The sequence below is a fragment of the Methylobacterium bullatum genome (assembly GCF_014845095.1).
GTDB lineage: Bacteria > Pseudomonadota > Alphaproteobacteria > Rhizobiales > Beijerinckiaceae > Methylobacterium > Methylobacterium bullatum.
The window spans coordinates 1-676 of record NZ_NKUG01000235.1 but is presented as its reverse complement, the minus strand read 5'-3'; the positions used below and the strand labels follow the sequence as shown (position 1 = coordinate 676).

The window sequence follows — 676 nt, the reverse complement described above, 5'->3', positions numbered from 1 at the left end:
CGTGGATGATCGCCGACCATGGCTTCCAGGCCGCCTTCTTCAACTTCGGCATCGGCCAGGGCCTCGTCGTCTGCGCGCTCGCCTTCTTCTTCACCTCGCCCAAGAAGGGCCAGGTGCCGGAGGTCGTGGCCAACGCCAACATCATCCAGACCCGGCGCAACTACACCCCCGGCGAAGTCGCCCGCCAGCCGATCTTCTGGCTCATGTACTTCATGTTCGTCATCGTCGGCGCCGGCGGCCTGATGATCACCGCCAACCTCAAGCCCATCGCCTCCGATATCGGCGTCGACAAGGTGCCCGTCACCATCATGGGCATCACCATGGTGGCCATCACCTTCGCGGCCACCATCGACCGCGTCCTCAACGGCCTCACCCGCCCGTTCTTCGGATGGGTCTCCGACAAGATCGGCCGCGAGAACACCATGTTCATCGCCTTCGCCATGGAAGGCTTCGGCATCTACATGCTCTACCTCTGGGGCCACGATCCCCTGTGGTTCGTCCTGCTCTCAGGGTTCGTGTTCTTCGCCTGGGGCGAGATCTACTCCCTCTTCCCCTCCACCTGCACCGACACCTTCGGCACCAAGTTCGCCGCCACCAATGCCGGCCTGCTCTACACCGCCAAGGGCACCGCCGCGCTTCTCGTGCCCGTGGCCAACTACCTCCAGCAGGCCACAAA

The 676-nt window shown here is 63.8% G+C and carries 1 protein-coding gene; it reads left to right on the top strand.

The window, feature by feature from the left end; all coding sequences use genetic code 11:
- A partial coding sequence (locus MBTS_RS22540) for an MFS transporter (RefSeq protein ID WP_192216536.1) occupies positions 1 to 676 on the top strand: 676 nt, incomplete at both ends.